This window comes from Candidatus Aegiribacteria sp., assembly GCA_021108435.1.
In the GTDB taxonomy this organism is placed as follows: Bacteria; Fermentibacterota; Fermentibacteria; order Fermentibacterales; family JCC-6; genus Aegiribacteria.
Map to the genome: position 1 here is coordinate 1 of JAIOQY010000112.1, position 19,089 is coordinate 19,089.

General features: G+C 45.8%; 15 protein-coding genes. 12 read left to right on the forward strand and 3 right to left on the reverse strand.

Annotation, left to right across the window (positions count from 1 at the left end):
* Nucleotides 1-1,212: RIP metalloprotease RseP (gene rseP / locus K8R76_06535; GenBank protein ID MCD4847830.1), on the forward strand; the 1,212-nt coding region annotated here is incomplete at its 5' end.
* A gap of 10 nt (nt 1,213-1,222) precedes the next feature.
* On the opposite strand, the gene K8R76_06540 is transcribed toward rseP, so the two are convergent.
* Genes K8R76_06540 through K8R76_06550 form a run of 3 tightly spaced genes read right to left on the reverse strand, consistent with a single transcriptional unit; the run spans nt 1,223 to nt 5,743 of the window.
* Nucleotides 1,223-1,681: a hypothetical protein gene (locus K8R76_06540; protein MCD4847831.1), complete on the reverse strand. Its 459-nt coding sequence runs from the start codon at nt 1,679-1,681 to the stop codon at nt 1,223-1,225.
* Nucleotides 1,682-1,733: 52 nt separating this feature from the next.
* Nucleotides 1,734-5,384 carry a tetratricopeptide repeat protein gene (locus K8R76_06545; GenBank protein MCD4847832.1) on the reverse strand — a complete coding sequence of 1,217 codons (3,651 nt, stop codon included), beginning with the start codon at nt 5,382-5,384 and terminating at the stop codon, nt 1,734-1,736.
* A 44-nt stretch (nt 5,385-5,428) separates the two neighbouring features.
* Nucleotides 5,429-5,743, reverse strand: coding sequence for a hypothetical protein (locus tag K8R76_06550; GenBank protein MCD4847833.1), 315 nt, complete (start codon nt 5,741-5,743; stop codon nt 5,429-5,431).
* Nucleotides 5,744-5,817: 74 nt separating this feature from the next.
* Between K8R76_06550 and K8R76_06555 the strand changes: the two genes are divergently transcribed.
* From K8R76_06555 to K8R76_06605, 11 genes are all read left to right on the forward strand, one after another.
* Complete coding sequence (locus K8R76_06555) at nt 5,818-8,790, forward strand: hypothetical protein (GenBank protein MCD4847834.1); 2,973 nt, start codon at nt 5,818-5,820, stop codon at nt 8,788-8,790.
* Nucleotides 8,791-8,877: 87 nt separating this feature from the next.
* Nucleotides 8,878-9,717: a hypothetical protein gene (locus K8R76_06560; GenBank protein MCD4847835.1), complete on the forward strand. Its 840-nt coding sequence runs from the start codon at nt 8,878-8,880 to the stop codon at nt 9,715-9,717.
* A 37-nt stretch (nt 9,718-9,754) separates the two neighbouring features.
* Nucleotides 9,755-10,357 carry a penicillin-binding protein activator LpoB gene (locus K8R76_06565; protein ID MCD4847836.1) on the forward strand — a complete coding sequence of 201 codons (603 nt, stop codon included), beginning with the start codon at nt 9,755-9,757 and terminating at the stop codon, nt 10,355-10,357.
* 36 nt (nt 10,358-10,393) lie between these two features.
* On the forward strand, nt 10,394-11,725 hold the full coding sequence (locus K8R76_06570; protein ID MCD4847837.1) for a hypothetical protein: 1,332 nt from the start codon (nt 10,394-10,396) through the stop codon (nt 11,723-11,725).
* A gap of 5 nt (nt 11,726-11,730) precedes the next feature.
* Complete coding sequence (deoC, locus tag K8R76_06575; protein ID MCD4847838.1) at nt 11,731-12,384, forward strand: deoxyribose-phosphate aldolase; 654 nt, start codon at nt 11,731-11,733, stop codon at nt 12,382-12,384.
* A gap of 265 nt (nt 12,385-12,649) precedes the next feature.
* Entirely contained in the window at nt 12,650-14,824 is a 2,175-nt protein-coding gene (locus K8R76_06580) for a UvrD-helicase domain-containing protein (protein MCD4847839.1), read from the forward strand.
* Between the two features lie 10 nt (nt 14,825-14,834).
* Entirely contained in the window at nt 14,835-15,485 is a 651-nt protein-coding gene (gene fsa / locus K8R76_06585) for a fructose-6-phosphate aldolase (protein MCD4847840.1), read from the forward strand.
* A gap of 125 nt (nt 15,486-15,610) precedes the next feature.
* Nucleotides 15,611-16,429 (forward strand): transketolase, encoded by an 819-nt coding sequence (locus K8R76_06590; GenBank protein MCD4847841.1) that lies wholly within the window; start codon nt 15,611-15,613, stop codon nt 16,427-16,429.
* The gene (locus K8R76_06595) at nt 16,426-17,361 is read left to right on the forward strand and encodes a transketolase family protein (protein ID MCD4847842.1); all 936 of its coding nucleotides are present in this window, start codon (nt 16,426-16,428) and stop codon (nt 17,359-17,361) included. The genes K8R76_06590 and K8R76_06595 overlap by 4 nt, the downstream gene beginning before the upstream one ends.
* Nucleotides 17,362-17,463: 102 nt before the next feature.
* A complete protein-coding gene (locus K8R76_06600) occupies nt 17,464-18,378 on the forward strand; it encodes a D-2-hydroxyacid dehydrogenase (GenBank protein ID MCD4847843.1) in 915 nt (304 codons plus the stop codon).
* Between the two features lie 34 nt (nt 18,379-18,412).
* Nucleotides 18,413-19,089, forward strand: a 677-nt coding sequence (locus tag K8R76_06605) for a hypothetical protein (GenBank protein ID MCD4847844.1), incomplete at its 3' end; no start/stop codon positions are given.

A 19,089-nucleotide genomic window follows, 5' to 3' on the forward strand; every position in this document is an offset into this window, starting at 1 on the left:
TTCGGGCTGGGAGTGATTGTATTCTTTCATGAGATGGGGCATTTTCTCATGGCGAAGGCAGTTGGTCTGGATGTTCAAAGATTCTCCATTGGCTTTCCTCCCTTTATTCTCAGGAAAAAACTTGGAGATACTGAATACTGCATCGGCGCGATCCCGCTTGGTGGGTATGTCAAGGTTAATCTCGGTACTACAGGCGATCCCGCTCCGGGTATATCCTGGTTCAAGCGTTCTCTTGTAGCGCTTGCGGGTCCATTGGCGAATATTGTGCTCACCGCGCTCATCCTCATCCTCATTTTCGGTGTAGTGGGCTGGGATGTTTCCATCTCTCCTGCGATAGTAGGAAACTCTGATAACCTGTTCGGACTTGGTGTTGGTGATACGGTACTTTCAGTTAACAATACTCCGGTAGCTGACTATTTTGGAATGTTGAATGAACTGATCGTAGTTCCTGAGGGTACCCTTCTAATAGGTTCTGACGCTGGCAGAAAAGAGGTTGAATACTCAATCTCACCGGATTCAATTCCGTTTCATCCACTTGTTCCGGTAGTCATAGGCGAATCCATTGTAGGCTTGCCGGCTTATGAATCAGGTATTCGAGCAGGAGACAGCATAACGGCAATCGATGGAAGATCTGTGGCGATATGGTATGACTATCAGAAAATGGTTACCAGCACTACTGATGAACTGGCAATAACCTTCTGCAGGGACGGAATCAAGGATACGGTCTTTGTTACACCTCAGGAATACGATGGACATATAATATCCGGTGTAACTGTTCGATTACCTTCCGAGAGATTGAAATTACCACCGGGTGAAGCTTTTGTAGAAGGATTGAATGCCGCCGGACGTGGAGCTGTTGGCGTTTGCATAACACTCTTCAAATTGTTCAAAAAACCTGCTGAACTTGCAGAGAGTTCGGGAGGACCTATATACGTTGCGGAAACACTTGGGCAACAGGCCAGATCAGGACTGCCAAGCTACCTCTGGACAATAGCAAATATCTCACTGGCTATCATGATTTTCAATCTTCTTCCGATACCGATACTGGATGGAGGACAGATCGTTATCCTTATCTGTGAAGGTATTCGAGGAAAACCAATTTCAAAGAAACATGTTCAGATTATTCAGCAGACCGGCATGATTCTGATACTGATGATCTTTGTTCTGATAATGTTCAAAGACATTTCCCGTCTGGTCACCCGCGTTCGTTAGGCTGAGTAAATTACTCTTCCCCCTGGCACGGGGTGTCTCCCTCTTCATCCAGAACAGGCAGAATGCTTTCATCCATTAGAAGCGTGTTGTCATTGAGCACGAGTTCAAGGTATTCCATTGACCAGTTTCCCTCGTGTCTTCCGATTCCGTGCATGAAAAGAGGGAAATGCACGAAGTCGATTTGCTCGCCATCAATCATTGCGGAATAACTGCCGCCTATTACAACAGCGAAGGGGAAGTGTGTATCCGGAAGGCTGTACTTCCGAATCAGATCCACCGTGGCTGAATCCGTAATGAGATTGTATGAGATTTCATAATCATCCACAAAGCGCGCAAGTACTGCATTAGTCCGATCCAATGTCTCAAGTGACGGAGGCAGATCCTTATGGAAAACTTCAATAATACCGATAGATGCCTCCCCGGATGTTACCGACAAAGCAAGCAGTGTCAAAAACAGAATATTAGTCATTTCACCCTCATCTTTGTAGTTGCCGCATTCGCGTATTATTACCCGGAGTGGGCTATTCCTCTTTAAATTCCTGCAAATCCCAGTGATCCGGCCAGGGAAGAGCATCCTCTATTATATCAGCTTTCAGAAGGAGGGAGCGCAATCTGCTGAAATCCTCATCAATTTCTTTTGAGAATCTGTGCTTAACGATCAGATCGTATGCCACGGAATAGGATTTCAGTGCTTTTTCAGTTTCCCCCTTCAATGCGGATACAATACCGAGCAGAACTGTTACCTGAGTTTCAAGTCTTTTTCTACCGGTTTGCCTGGCTATTTCAAGCGAATCCCGAAGGCATTTGTCGGCTTTTCGCAGTTTTCCCTGAAGGATGTACATCTCTCCGAATATATGGAGCGTTCCCGCCTGAAGCGGCTGGTTATCGATCTCCATGAATATCTTCAGGGCCATGTTCAGATTATCCGTTGCTGTGGAGTAGTTCTGCCTGTTGGATTCTATCTGGCCTATATTTCCCAGTGCTATGGCAATCGCTTTTCTGTCACCAACCTCCCGGTTGATTTGCAGAGCATTTTTGAACCAGAACAGAGCTTTCTCATCATCCTCTGAAAGATGACCCAGACCGGTCAGCACATAGCCTTCAGCTCTGCGGTTTCCTACTTCTCTGTGGATTGTCAGTGCCTGCTTGTAGTACATCTCAGCTTCCGATTTCAACCCCTGTTGCCTTAGAAGAATCGCTAGATTCACCAGTGTTTCTCCTTCAAGCCTTTTGTCATCTGCTTCGCGAAAAGCTTCAAGAGCGTGTCTGTAGCATTTCTCCGCTTCATCGATATTGCCTGCGCGCCTGTGAAGTATACCGGTGTTACTGAGAAGCATAGCTTTGCATTTCTTATCCCCTGCTTTTTCTGCTGCGGCCAATCCCTGTTCAGATATGGCGAATGCATCGTCTATCTTGCCGATACTGCTGTAATAATCCGCCTGTATTACAAGAAGATCAATTCTCCTGTTCTCCCAGTTCTTCTCCCTGCAGAGTTTTTTAAGGAGTTCAATGTTCTCTTTCTGTTCCGTGTGTCTGCCAAGATTGGAAAGAGCGCTGTTCTTTTTGAAAAGCACATCCTGAAGCAGTTCATTTCCAGCAGCGGATTCAGTATCCGCAAAGAGCTGTTCCTGAAGTTTATTTGCCCAGTCAAGGCATTCGTACAGTCTGCAATTCCGGTCTGCGATAATCAGTGCTTTCCATCCCCAGTCAAGAGCTTTTGAGTTTTGTCCGGAGTTATCCATGTGGAACGCGATTTTCCCGGCAACCTGTTCAGTGTCATCAATATTGAGTCTGATAAGTGTCTCAGCAGCTTTTCTGTGATATTTTCTGCGCTCCTTCTCAAGAAGCATTCCATATGCTGCGTCACGGTACAAAGCATGATTAAAGGAGTACTCAGTTTCAGAAATCTTTGACCACAGTTGCTCTACGATGCCATTCCGGAGGAGAGAATTAACTGTTGTTTCACCGGAGACTTCAGAAAGTACATTGATATCAAACTCCTGACCCAGTATTGATGCTACCTGTACAAGAGATCTCAATTTCATGGGAAGACGGTCTATTCGTGCCACAAGTATGGATTTGATTCCGGATGGAACTTCCACTTCTCCCTTGATCAAGTGCCATGCGCCGTTCTTGAATGTGATCATTCCCGAATTTTTCAGATATATGCAGAACTGATCTATATAGAATGGATTTCCCTCTGTTCTATCCAGTATGAATCTCGTCAGCTCCGGTCCGGATTCCGCATTGAATCTGGCTGCAATGATAGATATTGATGCCCTTTCATCTATCGGGTTAAGATCGATTGATTCAGCGTTCATGAAAGCTTCTATTCCTGTTTCCGGTCTTGATCCATCATCCATGTATCTGCTTGAAACCATAATAGCAACAGGATTGTGTTTTATATCTCTTATTAGAATTTGAAGCAGTCTTTTTGAATCGTTGTCCATCCAATGTACATCCTCAATGAGGATTATCAGAGGCTTGAGTGTAGAGAGAGATCTGAGGAAGGTCCCGATTGCTATGGCAATATTCTCGAATCTCTGTCCGGGTTCTATCCTCTCAAAAACAGAATTCTTCCAGAAGTGCCCGAGTAATGAACCGATAATAGATATTGATCGCCGCAGTTCTTCAGCAAGGGTTTTACTTTCGGAAGGGAGTGAATCTGATTCAAGCTCCAGGGCAAGAGATTCCATTATTTCTTCGAAGAGTATTTTATTGATATCTGTTGTATTTGAATCGCTCTGCTGGAAGTAATTCCTGAGAAAATACTCGAATGGATTCAAGCTGATCTTCAGAATATCATCACATTTCAGTACAACGGTCTGACAGAATGCTGCAGGAGATTGAACTGCTTCAAAGAGCAGTCGGGATTTTCCAATTCCCGCCTCGCCATAGACTGAAGTAATTCCTGCGAAAGCTCCCTGTCTCAATGGAGAGATTCGATTGATGATATAATTCAGTTCCGCAGACCGACCGACCATTTCTCCTTCATGAATGCGGTTGATTCCATTGCTCTGGCAGTACAGAAGCTTCCGGGCTATCGTTTTATCAGTTTTTCCCCTCAGAATCAAACTGGTGCTGCCGCTCCAGGCATATTCACTGCCAGTTTTTTCACATGTTTCTTCTGTGACAAGTATTTCGCCCCAGTCTGCTCTGAATAGAAGCCTTGCTGCTGTATTGATTACATCTCCGTATACCGTATAGGTGCATCTTTTGGAGTTTCCTGTCATGCCGGCATATACTGTTCCTGAGTCAATTCCGGCTCGAATACTGCTGCTGAACCGGCCTCTAATCAAGTCGGTTGCGAAACCGCATGCCCGGGCAGAATTATTTTCCCATGAGACCGGTGCTCCGAACAGAACAAGGATAACCGGATAATCAGATGTGAGATGCAGACCGCATACATGACCACCATAAAAAGAAGATGCTTCCAGAATATTTTCCACAAAGTGATTCAGGTTGTCGTATTTCCCTGTTCTGAGTGAAAGGAAGACAGGAGTTATTTCTCGGAATTCTCCGGTTAGTCTGCTTGAAATGATAAGATCCGGAGCAAATCTTGAAGCGACTATTCTCTTAATTCTCTGCAAATTCTGCGAGCTGGTCCCTGTCCTGTCAGGGGGAAGATGCTTGAGATCCAGAACGCTTTCACATCCTGCAGATTTGAAGAAACTGGCGTCAATCAGCAGTTGTCCCGCGTTTCCAGCCTTCGATAAATTGGATGCCCTTGATATTGCGTCACCTCTTATATAGTGAATCAGTCTTTCTCTTCCGGCTATTCCCCACTCAACAGGACCATGCGCCAGAACAAACGAGGCGTGTACTTCCCAGGTGCCGAATTTCGTTTGTCGGTAAAGATTCTGCCTGAAGTAATTCATCAAAGATACTGCTGCGTTGTAAGCAGCTGCTGGAGGATCTTCCGGAAATACAGCAATAATGGAATCACCTTCAAATTGTGCTATTAGACCACCTCGACCGTAGATTTCGTGTATTGACCTTGACAGAATTCTACCAAGAATCTGAGAGAGAATTTCAGCTCCGGCTTTTCCGTGTTCCATAAGTTGCTCTGTCATTGATGTAAAACCGGAAATATCAAGAAGCAGTATGCAGTTGCTGCAGGAACACGATCGCTTCCCGCTGAGCAGAAGCTTCTGAACAGGACGAGGAATCAAGTTAAGCAGTTTATTCTCCCTGGTCCTGGGTATTTGAATTCATGTTACCTTTGACATGCTGGTAGAGGAGGTTCCAGAATAGAGATCGTGTCAGTAATACAGCTGTAAAGATACGCCCATGCTTCAGGATGAGAATCACATAGAATAATGAGAGATTGAATCTCTTGACTGTCCGGCTTTAATGCATGAAGACTGTCAACGGTGGGCAGCATCCAGTGTCGAGCCAGAATTCCTGACCATTCACGTAGTTCCACCAGATCATGTTCGGGGATAGATGTATACGAATCAGGCTCATCACAGGCTGTTATAATCAGAATTAATACTGCCAGATATAGTCCTGTTGCGTGCGATACTTTCATATTACTCCTGTTCGATTGGGCACCCTTGCAGTATAGTCGAACAGTAATAATTCGGACAGTATGCAGGAGGTTCTATGAGAAAAGTAGTATTGCTTCTATTATTTATTGTATCTATTTGTATGGCTACAGCATATGGTCGAAACAAAGTACAGTCCGGAGAGCAGGACTGGTGGGAGATTCGGGCAAGACATTTTACTATCTACTTTCCTCAGGGTGGAGAGGTTCCGGCTGAAACTCTTCTTGTGCATACGGAAAGAGTTTTACTTGAACTTTCTGAACGATTTAACTATTTACCTGAGAATAAGATACCAATTATTCTATACTTATCTCCCGGAGATTTTCGTCAGACGAATATCAATCCCTACGAAATTCCACAGGGGGTAGGCGGGTTTACCGAGTTCTTCAAAGGGCGTGTAGTAATACCATTTAATGGATTCTGGTCTGAATTCCGTCATGTGATTGCTCATGAACTGAACCATGCATTCATCTTTGATATGATTTACAGGCGTTCCCTTCGGGAGATAATCATGGCCAGAACACCTTTATGGTTGATGGAAGGACTTGCTGAATTCACATCATCAGGTTGGGACGGTGCAACGGAAGCAGAATTCAGGGATATGGTTATCAATAACCAGATAGTTTCCATTGAAGAGCTGTCAAAAAGGACAGACTACATCGTTTATAGACAGGGTCAGGCAATCTATCACTTCATGTTTGAGCGATATGGAGAGGAAGTATTCCTGGATTTCGTTTTCAACATCAGGAATTCAGAAGGGCTTGAAGGTGCGGTTTTTGCTGCTATGGGAATGTCACTTGCCCAGTTCAATGAAAGATTTCAGGAGTGGGCTCGCGAAACCTACCTGTCCGAACTTGCCTGTTGTGAAAGCCCTGATGACATTGGTAACCCGATTCGCAGAAACGGAGATAGAATAGTACAGAATGGTTCTGTTGTTTCGTCCGATGGCGGATTGATTGCGGGAGTTGAGTGGCATCATGCTGATCTTGCAGTAGCAGTCAGATCAACTCTAACTGGTGAGCTTGAGAGCAGGCCTTTCGTTTCCGGTGGATATTCTGATGTTAGGGTGTCTCCCATGTACCGGGTATGCAGCTTTTCTCCAACTGCAGACTCGATTGCAATTGCGGTGCAGTACATCTCCGGAGATCGGATCATCGTATGCTTTGATGAAGAGCAGGTACAGCTTCCTTTCGAAATGGATCTTATTCGCGATCCTGTGTGGTCACCATGCGGGGCATTCATTGCTTTTGCCGGTATGTATGATGGAGAACTCGATATCTATGTCTGGAACCTTTCTGAGCACTCCCTGAGTCAGATATCTCATGATTACGTTGGTGAGCGGGATCTATCCTGGAACGGAGATGAAATTCTCTGTGCTGCTGAAGTTGATCCGGAAACAACCATGATACACGGCCATAGTCTTGATGGGTCTCAAAGAACAATATTTATTGATTCCTCCGAGATCAGATATCCGATCTCTGTTCCGGATGGCATACTGTTCATGTCGGACATGAATGGCTATCCCGACCTCTACCTTCTTCATGAATCCTCAGGTGAGGTTGACCGCCTTACAGCGCTGTACAGAACAATCGATTCTCCGAGCTGGGCGAATTCCAATGAGATCCTGACATTCGTGTCAAGCGACTGGAACGGGAACGGCGTGTTTCTGGCATACGATATTCTCGAAAGAAGGGTAATCTTCAGTGAACCGGGATCAATTGCGGTATCATATGGAATAACGGAAAACACAGATACTTCTGAAGATGTGTCTATCCACATTGAGGAAGCCGGAAATTCCGAGAGTGTTACCACACCGGACTCATCGGAAAGAGAAGAAACCCGAGTAGAAGTGATAAGCATTGGTATTGAAGATCAATTGGAAATACCAGATGTATCAGTCGAACCCGCTGAGGGTGAATTCGAATGCAGCATTACCCCTTACTCTCCAAGGATATCGGTGGATTACGCCAGCGCTTTAGCGGCGTATGACTCATACCTCGGACTTGCTGGATACACTCAGGTAATACTAAGCGACATACTTGCCCATCACCAGATTATCATCAACATGAATATGAACGGAGGCAGTCTCAGTGAAATTGATGCTGCTGTCTATTACGGTTACCTTAAACACAGGATGGATCTGGGCTTTGGTCTCTTCCGCGAATCCAATCGTTATCTTTTCCGCTTTTCTGATGGACGCGAAGAGGGAGTCAGGGATGTTGATTTCGGTGGATTTGGAGCTGCCAGTTATCCATTCAGCCCTTCTGTCAGAATAGACTGTTCGTTGAGCTATCGCAGGTTGAGCAGAACCGGTATCTGGAATTCATCAGTAAACCTTGATGAGGATATCGTTTCCATCAACGCAGGGGCGGTAGTTGACAACTCATTATGGGGTAGTGTCGGTCCTCGTATAGGGAAAAGATTTTCTGTTCGCGGGGAGTTCGCTCCCGGGATATCAGGTTCAGCAAGCTACTGCACAGTATTCTTTGATTTCAGGAATTATACCTGGGTATCAGGAAAAGTTACTCTTGCAACAAGATTTGCAGGTGGCACAAGCTGGGGTTCCGATGCGCAAACGTTCTTCCTCGGCGGAGCTATGCCCCACAGATTACTCTGGGGTGAGGTGGATACGATAAATGAGTTGCTTGGATTCTACACCAATTATGGAGATATACTCAGGGGATACGATTATGTTTCGATACAGGGTCGCAGGTACGGATTGTTTTCCACAGAATTGAGAGTGCCTTTCATAAATACTCTTGCTCTGGATGCACCCCTTCCGATAACTTTCAGAAACGGAAGAGGAGTTCTTTTCATCGATCTTGGCTGTGCTTTCAATGATATCAGCAGCTTCCATGGTGCTTCAACCGCTGGAGGTTATCATCTTGAGGATCTTAAAATGGGAATAGGGATTGGTTACAGGATTAATCTTGGCTATTTTGTTCTGAAGCACGACATTGCCTGGAGAACAGATCTCCGGGGTATTTCCCGAAAACCGGAAAACCATATTACTCTTGGAGCGGAGTTTTAGCAATATGGACAGTGTTTACTGTCAGAATTCAGATAGGTTAATTCAAAGATTTATAATTCTTGAGCTTCGATCTGGAGGTGAACCGGTTTGAAAGTTCTTCTACTTTTATTCTTTCTTGCTGCACTGGCCTGGGGATGGATCTGTCCTGCTTGCGGAACAGAGAATTCAGGCGCATTCTGTACTCACTGCGATATTCCTGAACCACCGGAGGGTATGGAATACGTAGAAGCCTCTATTGTCGTTATAGATGGAGAGGACGTTGAAACAGGTCCATTCTATATCGATTCGGAACCTGTCATCTGCAGAGATGTTTTATCATGGATTTCGAATGAGATTAATCACGTGCAGGAAATACCCATATATATTTCGGGTCAGGAGGAACTCCTGATGCCGGGGGAAGCAATGGGCGAAGAGTACGCTAATGTCGTTTTTGTCCGGTACTCTCCCTGGGTTATCTACAAAGATAATCAGGGATCTGTCACCGGTATCACAGTTCAGACCGGCTGTTTTGATATTCCTGCCATATCGCTTACGTGGCAGGCTGCAAACCTCTATCTTCATGACAGAGGCAGCCGTCTTCCAAGCAGAGCTGAACTGACTGTTGCAACTGAATCCGGGATTATTGAAATCGAAGATACATGGGAAATATTTAATGCGTATTCTGATTTTATCACCATGACTCTGTCAGGAATCCTTGGCATATCTTCTGCAAATCTTTCTATGTTCTCAGATAATCAGTCCCCTTCCGATCGTGTGATGTGGGAATGGACTCGAGATGCATGGGGTCAATCTCCGGGCTCGCTATCCGAAATGGAATCTTCGTATGCGCTGATCTTCAAGCCGGTTATTCCTCCTGTTGCTGGAACCGCACTCAGGGGAATCGGGTATTACAATGTGATATTCCGTGGAGTAGTGCCAATACAGTGAATTGTAAAGAATGAAATCTAACCGAAGGGAAAAAAGCATGAAACTTTTATTGAATAGTCTTGTACTGGTTGTAATTGTTCTTTTAGCTGGTTGTGGGGGCCGTGAGGTAACCAGAACAGATCCGGACATGGTAACAGACCTTAGCGGCTACTGGAACGAAACCGATGCTCGCATGGTTGCCGATTCGATTGTTGAACAGTGTCTGGATGGTCGCTGGCTCACTGCTTTTGGAACTGGAGATCGAACCAGAGGAGAACGCGCTCCTCAGCCGGTTGTAGTTGTTGGATCGATTTTCAATGAGAGTTCCGAGCACATTAACACAAATCTGTTCATGAACGAAATTGAAAGGGCTTTGCTTGAATCCGGAGAAGTGCAGATTGCTGCCGGTGGAGCGAGCAGGGGTGAGGTCAGATCCGAAAGATCGGATCAGCAGATTTTCTCCTCTCCTGAAACAGCAGCAGAGTATGGACGTGAAATTGGCGCAGATTATGTGATGACCGGGAATATCGGTTCAATTGTTGATGAAGAAAATAATACCAGAAGTATTTACTATCAGGTCAGCATTGAACTGATTGATGTAGAAACCGCACTGAAAGCCTGGATGGGCAGCCTTGAGATAAAGAAAATGATTGAGTGGTAGCAGTTCTCTGCTATCACTCTGAAGTTGTCCTGGATTATGATAAAATTGATTGTCCTCTCAACAGTTATCCTGATGCTTTCAGGATTGCTGGTTATTTCGGGCTGCGCTACAGATTACACTCGGAAAATGAGACCTGTAACATCCGATCTTCGAAATGATAGACCGGACCTCGCCCTTCAGGAATTCAGAGAGTCATTTCAGGATTCAACCGGTAAGAACAGGTTGCTTTATCTGATGGAATTAGGCAATCTTCAAAGACTCTCATGTGAGTATTCAGAAGCCGTGACTGTACTTCTTCAGGCCGACCGTCTCAGTGATCAGCAGAGAGGTCTTGAACTGGGGCAGGAAGTGGGATCGTTTCTTACAAGTGATCTTGCTCTGGAATACAGGGGAGCGGATTACGAAAAGGTATTCATAAATTACTGTCTGGCTGCGTCCTATGCTTCAGAAAACAACATGGAAGATGCTCTGGTAGAATGCCGCGCTGTTAATAACAAACTTCGTGCTTTCAATCTGACTTACGAAAGAGACAACAGGAACAGATATAGTGATGACGCGTTTATCCGCTATTTGATGGGTATCCTCTTCGAAAAATCAGGTGATCTCAATAATGCGCTGATTGCGTACAGAAACAGCGCAGCTGTTTATGATTCATCATATGCGGTGGAATACGGAATTCCTGCCCCCACGAGAGTCAAGTCAGATATTCTAAGATTATCAAACGAAATGGGAATGGAATCGGTATTCCAGAATTACCGAAATCAATGGCCTGAAATCGATGACTGGCAGGATCAGGGTCCGGATGCATCTCACGGAGAGATTGTCGTGATTCTTGAGGCCGGTCTTATTCCTCCAAGAGTAGAGAGGTCATATACCTTTGTCTTTGACGACAGGGTTTACAGACTTGCTCTCCCGGGGATAGCAGCTTTCAAGCAGAAAACTCTTTCAGTTGTTCTGTCTTCCGGAAGCCGCCAGTCAGACGGTTTTCTTGCTGAGGATCTTGCCGCAATTGCCCTCAAGAATCTCGAAGATCAGGCTGGCCGGGACATTGTCCGATCCATTGCACGGCTGGCGATAAAGGCAGGAGTTGCTGAAGCAGGTGAACAGATTGTAGAAGAACTCACTTCTGAAAACAGTACAGTATCAAATATTACGGGGCTTCTGCTGAGTATTGCAGGTGCTGCTACTGAACGAGCTGATCTCAGGGCATGGCTGACCCTTCCAGAGCAGATTTATATAGCTCGACTTACCCTTCCTGAAGGCTTACAGCCGGTGACGATTGAAGTAAACGGTAGAACCATTTTTACAGACGATGCCGTATCAATTGTTTCCGGTTCTATCAACCTGTACTTTATCAGAGAGAGCTGAATCCTTTGACCCGGGCTGAACTTGCATCAATGATCGATCACACACTGCTCAGACCAGACGCAGGTCCATTTGATATTGAGACAATCTGCGTCGAATCTATTGAATATGGTTTTGCATCAGTTTGCATCAACCCCATCTGGGTATCGCAAGCGAATGTAATCCTGAAGGAAGCCAGACCATTCGTTTGTTCCGTAGCAGGTTTTCCCCTTGGTGCAACCAATTGCATGGCTGAAGAAACTGCAAGAGCAGTTGAGAATGGAGCTTCCGAAATTGATATGGTCATGCCTGTCGGATATCTGAAGAATGGAGATATTCTGAAAGTTGCTGAGTGCATCCGGGGTGTAGTAGATGCAGCTTCCGGAAGACCGGTTAAGGTTATTATTGAAACTTGTCTGCTTACAGACGATGAAAAAATACTTGCCTGTAATATTTCTATGGATAATGGAGCAGCATGGGTAAAAACCTCTACTGGTTTTAGCAGTGCAGGGGCAAAAGCAGAGGATGTAGCACTGATGCATGAAGCTGTTAAAGGCAGGATCGGTGTAAAAGCATCAGGCGGAATCAGAACACTTGAGGAGGCCTTGTCAATGATAAATGCCGGTGCTGGAAGACTTGGATGCAGCAGGAGTATTGATATTGTTGAAGCTCTTGAATTCTGACATCTTGATTATTAATGCAAATAGAGTGCAGGCAACTGGAGGGGTCAGCCAGTTGCCTGCTTATTTCCTGGACACAGGATTATTCTCAATTACCGATCAGGGAGGGGATCAGACCGGCCATGTGATGAGAATGAAAAGCGGAATAGTTAGTCCTCCGAGAACAACCATTAACCAGCTTTTCAGTCCAGGCTTAATCACTTTTTTTTCTCCTTTTTTCTAACTAGTACTCTACATGTAAGCAAGACTCTTTCCAATTAGAGAGAATATGGTAATTAAAGACGATTTGAATCCACGACAGCTTGAAGCAGTCAACTATATGGATGGGCCTTTACTTGTCCTTGCAGGTGCGGGAAGCGGTAAGACAAGGGTGCTTACCGAGAAAATCGCAAGAATCATAGAAATTGATTATTCGGCACCGTGGGAAATTCTGGCTATGACTTTCACCAATAAAGCGGCAGGTGAAATGAGGAAAAGGATCGAAGCACTTCTTCCTGGAAAAGGCTTCAGAGTCCGTATGGGCACGTTTCATTCGATCTGTGCCTGGATTCTTCGCAGAGAGGCTCATCATCTGGGCTATAATGAGAACTATTCTATTTATGATGCTGATGATCAGAGAACCCTTATTAGAATAATACTAAAGAATGCAGAATTTAAAACGAAGATAACACCAGGACTGGCAAAGGGATACATATCCCGAAATAAAAACAGCGGGATAACTCCGGAAGAGGCTGTGCTGCAGGTTATGAATCAGAGAGATGCCGATCTTGCAGAAGTATACACGAAGTATCAGGAACACCTGAAAACATCAGGAGCATTCGATTTTGACGATTTATTGACAGGCGTACTTAAGATATTACGTCAAAATATTGACACCAAGAAATATTACTCTTCCATGTTCTCCTATATTCTCGTGGATGAATACCAGGACACAAATAAAGTACAGCATGAACTTCTTATCGAACTCACCGCGAATGATACAGGTGTATGTGTTGTAGGAGACGATGATCAGTCCATATACACATGGAGAGGAGCTTGTGTTGAGAATATTCTGCAGTTTTCCGATGATTTTCCCGGTACAAAGATCATCAGATTGGAAGAAAACTACAGATCAACGGGAAATATTCTCCGTGGAGCATCAGCTCTTGTCAGGAATAACCTTAAAAGACATGACAAGACATTGTGGACCAGGAAGGATTCAGGATGTCCGATCAGGATCAAATCCCTCTATAGCGAAATTGAAGAAGCAGAATGGATTCTTCGAAAAATAAAGGAGATACTGGAGGACGGTTCATGCCTTGAAGATTCCATAGCTGTACTTTACAGGACTAACGCTCAATCAAGACAGTTTGAAACCTCGTGCAGAAAACACAAAATCAACTACGAGGTTGTCGGTTCACAGAGGTTCTATGAACGGATGGAAATTAAAGACATAATAGCATATCTCAGAATCCTCCTCAATCACAATGATCGCCTCAGCCTGCAGAGGATCATAAACCGACCCTCAAGGGGGCTTGGGAAAAAGGGAGCATCATCCTTCTTTACGTATATCGATTCCACCGGCATTGATCCAATAGAAGCGATGCTTGTCGCCGATAAGATAAAGGGAATCACCTCCAAAGCTCAGGTTGGTCTGAAGAGACTGGGTGATTGGTTCAAACTAGCGGAGGAAGATATCCTTGCTGGCGCCTCTGCGTCCAGAACAGTGGAAAGCCTGCTTGAGATCGTCGGCATCGCGAAACAGTATGATTCAGGTGATATCATTGACTTATCCAGGCTAGAGAATATCGCTGAGTTCAGAAAAAGTGTCGGCGAGTATGACAATGCCGCATCAGCAGGAGGTCTGCCGGGATTCATGACCGAGATAAGTCTGGCTACGACAGTTGACGAATATGAAGGAGAAGAGAGCGGGAAAATTGTCCTGATGACTCTTCATTGCGCAAAGGGTCTGGAATTCAATACTGTTTTCGTAGCAGGACTCGAGGAAGGAATGCTTCCGTTCGTAAGGCCCGGCGAATATGATCCGAGTGATATTGAGGAGGAGAGAAGACTTCTTTATGTGGGCATGACAAGGGCGAAGGAACGATTGATACTGACCTGTGCTATCAATAGAAAAAGACCTGGAGTAAGGCAATCCGGACCTTCCAGGTTCATCTATGAGATCAGCAGTGGAGAAGACAGGTTTCAGTTTTCCACTGAGACTGCAACCGGTAAAACCATTGAAACAGCTTCCAGCATTGATGAGGGGACTATCTCCTATAGCAGAGGAAATCTTATCAGGCATCCAAGATATGGTAAGGGACTTGTCCGAAAAGCTGTGAGGAAGGGTACCGAGTGGCAGATCACGGTTGATTTTGGATTTGACGAACCAAAGACTCTGGTTACAGGATATGTACCAGTTCCAGTATTGAAGAAAAAGGGATCAATGACAGACCTGGATTGAAGGGAAGACTATGCAACTGTTTCTTGACACAGCTAATGTTGATGACATCCGCGAGATCGCATCATGGGGAATTCTCTCCGGAGTAACGACTAATCCATCGCTTGTTGCGAAGGAAGGCAGAAATTTCAAAGATGTAATCGCGGAGATCTGTGAAATCGTGGACGGACCAATCAGTGCGGAGGTTATCAGCACAGACAGAAAAGGGATGATTGAAGAAGGCAGGGAGAAGACGAAATGGCATGAGAATGTTATTATCAAAATTCCTATGGGCGAGGAGGGGCTTGCCGCAGTATCAGTTCTGGAAAAAGAAGGAATCCGGTGTAATGTGACTCTCATCTTCTCTACGGCGCAGGGATATACCGCTGCATTGGCAGGCGCGTCATTCGTCAGTCCGTTTGTAGGAAGACTGGACGATATCGGTATTCCGGGGATGCAGATAGTATCGGATCTTGCCGAGATATTCGATCTTCACGGATTTTCCACAAAAATAATCGCCGCAAGCATCAGGCATACGCAGCATGTTGAACAGGCTGCTCTTGCAGGAGCGCATATTGCGACAGTTCCCGCAGCGGTTGTGCGCAAGCTTGTAAAGCACCCCCTGACAGACAGCGGCCTTGCAAAATTCCTTTCCGACTACAAAGGGTCAAACCTTGTATTTTGACATTTTTAATGATTACAGGAGATAGATGACATTAATGCAGCATCGCAACTTACCTTCAGGGGATACAGAAAATACAGTTCAAAATCAATTTATAGATTGATTGGAGCCAGTAAATTGTGGTAAATATCAAAATACAAGGTTTGACCCCAATTGCGGGACGGGTGAGGCTTGATGTTCTGGAGATGATACGGGCAGCCGGCAGCGGGCATCCGGGGGGATCTTTCTCCGCAGTTGAGATCCTTGTTGAACTTTACTGGAAAATTATGAGAATACGCCCGGAAGAGCCATACTGGGAAGACAGGGACAGGTTCATTCTATCCAAGGGTCATGCCTGCCCTGCATTGTATTCCGTGCTTGCCAGAAGGGGATACTTTAATCCTGCCGAACTGTTAACATTCAGGAAATTCAATTCAAGGCTCCAGGGGCATCCGGACATGAGCAAATTGTCAGGGCTGGACGCTTCCACAGGAAGCCTTGGTCAGGGTCTGTCACTTGCATGCGGCATTTCTCACGGAATCCGGCTTAATTCCAGAGGCAGCCGCGTTTACTGTCTTCTAGGCGATGGTGAGCTTCAGGAGGGAAATGTCTGGGAAGCGGCAATGACAGCGTCTCACTACGATTTAAAACATCTTACCGCAATTGTTGACAGGAACCGAGTTCAGCTTGATGGACACGTATCTGATGTCATGGAGATCGAACCTCTTGTAGACAAATGGCTTGCATTCGGATGGGATGTGATCGTTGCTGACGGTCACAGTTTCGTTTCCCTTGAGAAGGCATTCGAGCATTGCGAAGAGACCGAATTTCCATCGGTTATCATCGCGAATACCGTTAAAGGTAAAGGCGTATCCTTCATGGAAAATACCTGCCTGTGGCATGGAAGATGTCCAGATGAGAAGGAATACGAAGCCGCTGTCGAGGAAATTCGGGGAGGACTTTCATGAAAAACCTCAGACCAACAAGAGAAGGCTACGTTGAGGGAATCCTCCAGGCAGGCAGAGAGAACGATCGAGTTGTGGTAATTGAAGGAGATGTCTCAAGGTCAATCGGAAGCGCATCGTTTGAAAAAGAATTTCCTGAAAGGTTCTTCAATCTTGGAGTCAGCGAACAGGACATGCTCGGAGAGGCAGCAGGACTCGCGTTGACTGGATTCATCCCATTCGTTGGTACATACGGCGTTTTCGTTGCCGGAAGAGCATGGGATCAGATACGAACGAGCATTTGCTACATGAATCTGAACGTAAAGATCGCAGGTGCTCACGGAGGAGTAAGTGTGGGTCCTGATGGAGCTACTCATCAGGCTCTTGAGGATGTTGCCATTATGCGTGTGCTTCCAAATATGCATGTGCTAGCACCAGCTGACGCGAATCAGACCAGAGCTGCAGTACTGACTTCTATGAATACAGCCGGTCCGGTTTACATTCGCTTCGGGAGGAATCCTGTTCCACAGATATATCCTGTTGACGCATCGGTTGAAATCGGGAAAGGGCATCTTCTGGAGGACGGAAATGACATAACTCTGGTCGCGTGCGGAGCCATGGTTAGTCTGGCACTCACCGCTCGAGAGATACTGTCGAAACGTGGAATTTCAGCTGGAGTAATAGATATGGTATCTGTTAAACCACTTGATCGGGAGCTTCTGATTGAGCAGGCTGAAAAAACAGGAGCGGTTGTGGTTGCTGAAGATCACCAGGCAAGCGGAGGGTTGTTTGCAGCTGTAACCGAAACCCTTGCGCCGGAGCATCCTGTTCCTGTGGGTGTCGTTGCGGTCAGAGACAGTTTCGGAACAAGCGGCACTCCTGCTGAAGTGAGAGAGAAGTATAAACTCACAGCTGAGATGATAGTATTTGAAGCAGTGAAATTGCTGAAAAAATAGACAGGTTTCTCATTGACTTGAAATACCCTCATCTGTAGTATGCATAATACTTAGGGGTATGTAATTTTGTAACCTTCATCGTTTTGAAACAGGAGGAATTAAATGGCACGAGTACTCATCTGTGATCCGGTTGCTGAAGATGCTCTTGAGGCAATCCGGAAAGGCGGACACGAGGTTGTTGAGAAAACCGGCATGACACCTGAAGAACTGCTTGAAACCGCTCCGGCGTTTGACGCGCTTGTCATCAGGAGCGCGACAAAGGTCAGAAAGCCCGTACTCGAAAAGGGAGCCGCGGGAAACCTGAAGCTTGTTGTTCGAGGCGGCGTTGGTCTGGATAATGTTGATCTAGACGTAGCAGCTGATCTTGGTATTGCCGTAAGAAATACACCCTCGGCAAGCAGTGTTGCCGTTGCAGAGCTTGCACTGGCGCATATGCTTTCATGCAGCCGCTTCCTCGGACCGGCCAACTGCACAATGAAGCAGGGTGAATGGAACAAGAAAGCTTACGGTAAGGGAAAGGAACTCTGGCACTCCACACTCGGTCTGATCGGCTTTGGCAGAATCTCTAAGGAAGTCGCCAAACGCGCAAAAGGATTCGAGATGAACGTAATCTTCTTCGATCCGTACATAGACAGTGTGGACGGAATAGAAGCGAAGAAAGTTGATCTGGAAACACTATGCAGAGAATCCGATTTCATAAGTCTGCATATTCCTCACAATAAAGAAACTCATTACCTTCTTGATGCCCCGCAATTCGATATGATGAAGGACGGCGTTGTAATAGTGAACTGCGCCAGAGGCGGAACCATCAATGAAGCAACGCTTCTTGATGCTATGAACTCCGGGAAGGTTTTTGCCGCGGGAGTTGATGTTTACGAAAAGGAACCTGCCAGAGGGAATCCCCTTGTGGAATATGAAAGAACTGTGGCTACACCTCACATCGGGGCCGGAAGCGCTGCAGCCTCAAAGCGTGTGGGCGCTGAAGTAGCCCGCGAGATAAACGAATTTTTCGAGTAGAACACAATTGAACATTAAAGTGAAAGGTGGATCCATGCGGATTAACTGGATAGGTATTCCAGCCGCTCTGATTCTCCTTATGATCCCTTCACTGTCTGCGGCTCAGGATAGTGTCGAAAATTTGACACCCACTGATGATACCGTTTCAGAAGTGGTGACAGAGGATGCTGCTGCTGAGGAAACTGAACCTCAGCCTGCAGAAGGAGAACCGCTGCTGGAACCTGATCCCGGGTTAGATGCCCCTGGTTCTGTTACAGTGCTGGACCAGCCCAATGACGCTGGTAACCAGCTCTTGGTTACGTTTGAACTACCATCTGATACCGAGAATATTTTACGCTACAATGTGTACAGGCGTACATCTGGTGATATCGGCGAAGATGCCTGGAATTTAGTCAAGTCTATTCCTGCCGGTGTGCCGGCAGAATTTGTCGACGGATTCGATCCTGAATACCCGATAGAACCGGGTGTTACTTACGAATACAGGATTGCTTCGGTATCATCTGATAACGAGGAATTCTTCGGCCCTGTCTTCGAAGCAGATGTAGTTGGTGAAGGTGAAATATTCCATACGGGTAAAGTCAGAGTGCTGGTAGCCGGCGCTCTGTTCATCTTTCTCATTTTCTACTACTTCGGCAAAGCTCAGAGAGGCGCGAAGATGTATCTCAGGCCGATAGCCGGCATCGAGGCAATCGATGAAGCTATCGGAAGAGC